At 34.5% G+C, this 2,209-nt stretch carries 2 protein-coding genes; both read left to right on the forward strand.

What is annotated here, in order from left to right; genetic code table 11:
• The first annotated feature begins 355 nt into the window (after positions 1–355).
• Entirely contained in the window at positions 356–1,285 is a 930-nt protein-coding gene (repM, locus tag FTV42_RS16360) for a replication initiation protein RepM (protein ID WP_068553070.1), read from the forward strand.
• A gap of 66 nt (positions 1,286–1,351) precedes the next feature.
• Complete coding sequence (locus FTV42_RS16365) at positions 1,352–1,894, forward strand: plasmid replication DNA-binding protein (RefSeq protein ID WP_004896925.1); 543 nt, start codon at positions 1,352–1,354, stop codon at positions 1,892–1,894.
• Positions 1,895–2,209: the final 315 nt, after the last annotated feature.

A 2,209-nucleotide genomic window follows, 5' to 3' on the forward strand; every position in this document is an offset into this window, starting at 1 on the left:
GCTTTTGATCTTGCTTTTGCTTTTTCTCAAATTCACGAAAATATGAACCAAAAATTGCCCCGACGAATCGAGCGAAAGCGAGATTCAATAGAGTTTGAGCGAAGCGAAAACCAAGGGCAATTTTTTACTCCCTGGGCTTTTAATTATTTTTAAGCTTTTAAATGCTTTTAATTAAGCTGTAATCCTTTATTCATAATGGTTCTAGAGATATTAAAACGAGGTTTACCTTGCATTAAAACGAGGTTTACCTTGCATTAAAACGAGGTTTACCTTGCATTAAAACGAGGTTTACCTTGCATTAAGCGAGATAATTATATAACCTCGTCTTATTGAATTAAAAATATAATCTTTTCATATGAAAACAGAACTAGTTGTTAAAGATAACGCCTTAATCAATGCCAGTTATAACCTCGATCTAGTTGAACAGAGGTTAATTCTCCTAGCTATTGTTGAAGCAAGGGAATCGGGTAAAGGGATAAATGCTAATGATCCACTAACAGTTCATGCTGAAAGTTATATTAATCAGTTTGGTGTACATCGAAATACGGCTTATCAGGCGTTAAAAGATGCTTGCGATGACTTGTTTGCAAGACAATTCAGTTATCAGAGTCTTAGTGAAAAAGGTAACACTATTAATCACAAATCAAGATGGGTGAGCGAGGTGGCTTATATTGATAATGAAGCTGTCGTTAGACTTATTTTTGCCCCTGCTATTGTGCCTTTAATTACTAGGTTAGAAGAACAATTTACAAAGTATGAAATACAACAAATAAGTAATTTAACAAGTGCTTATGCTGTTCGTTTATATGAAATATTGATTGCATGGCGTAGTACTGGAAAAACGCCTCTCATAACTATGTATGATTTTAGACAAAAAATAGGTGTACTCGAGACTGAATACAAACGAATGTATGATTTTAAAAAATATGTTTTAGACATTGCATTAAAACAAGTAAATGAACATACCGATATTATTGTCAAAGTTGAACAGCATAAAACAGGTAGATCTATTACTGGTTTTTCATTTAGCTTTAAACAGAAAAAATCAGCCACGCATTCAGTCGAATCTAAAAGAGATCCGAATACATTAGACCTCTTTTCAAAAATAACAGATAAACAACGCCATCTATTCGCCAACAAGCTCTCAGAGCTTCCTGAGATGAGTAAATATTCACAAGGCACAGAAAGCTATCAGCAGTTTGCTGTACGTATAGCTGCCATGCTGCAAGATGCAGAGAAATTTAAGGAATTACTTCCTTTACTCAGAAAATTAGGATTTCAATGACATTGTTAATTGAAATTGTTAAGTTAACAGTCAGGTATTAACACAAGTTGAAAACTGGTTTACATAATGAAAAAACTGTCAGTTTCAGAGTTAGCTAAGCTTTATGGATATTCAAGACAAGCCATATATGCACATATAAACAAAGGAAATTTATCTAAAGGATCTGATGGATTAATTGACTTTTCAGAGGCCCTAAGAGTTTTTGGGGAACCACAAAAAAAAGAGGATACAGTCAATCAAAGTCAATCAATTAACAGTCAAAACTTGACAGAAGTTGACTTACTAAAACGTCAAGTTGACATACTGGAAAAACAATTAAATCAGGCAATACAGAGAGAAAATCAATCTTTAGAACGTGAATCGTTTTATCAAGAACAGATTGAAGCTATGCAGCGCTTACTAGAAGCACCAAAAGCCAATATGACTACCTTTACCGATCAGAGCTTTAAACAGGATATAGCAACGGATCCTCGGTCGGAACTAGCAACGAACTATGACGAATTGACTACTCCTCAGCAAGACAATAAGCGTATTCCTATCCCGGAGCATGTTGAACCAGAACAGAAGAAGAGAGGCTTCCTAAGCCGCTTTTTCCTTCCATATGGTTAGCCAAGACTCCAGTTTTTTGAAGAGCCAATTTCAGTGCAAGCACTTGAAATAATGACTCCTCAAAAAACCGGATGATGTTTATTAAAACTGAATAAAACCGTGGAACATCGCTCAATTAGTGATCGTGGAACATGAATAATCAATAAAAAGCCGTTCTGGTGCCCTATACTCCAGAACGGCTTACGTTAATATAATGATATTTAAAGAGAAATATCAAGCATTTCGTATAAGGTGTATTATGTTAATTTTAGAAAATCTTCACTACTATTATTTTAAAATAAGCCTTATATCCAAGCATAAAACAAGGTTGTCTAG

Origin of the sequence: Acinetobacter sp. YH16052, from assembly GCF_013417155.1 — a bacterium.
GTDB lineage: Bacteria > Pseudomonadota > Gammaproteobacteria > Pseudomonadales > Moraxellaceae > Acinetobacter.

What these genes read in the sequence shown, in the direction of transcription:
- FTV42_RS16365 (WP_004896925.1), top strand. Translation starts at nt 1,352, where the DNA reads ATGAAAAAACTGTCAGTTTCAGAGTTAGCTAAGCTTTATGGATATTCA.
- repM (WP_068553070.1), top strand. Translation starts at nt 356, where the DNA reads ATGAAAACAGAACTAGTTGTTAAAGATAACGCCTTAATCAATGCCAGT.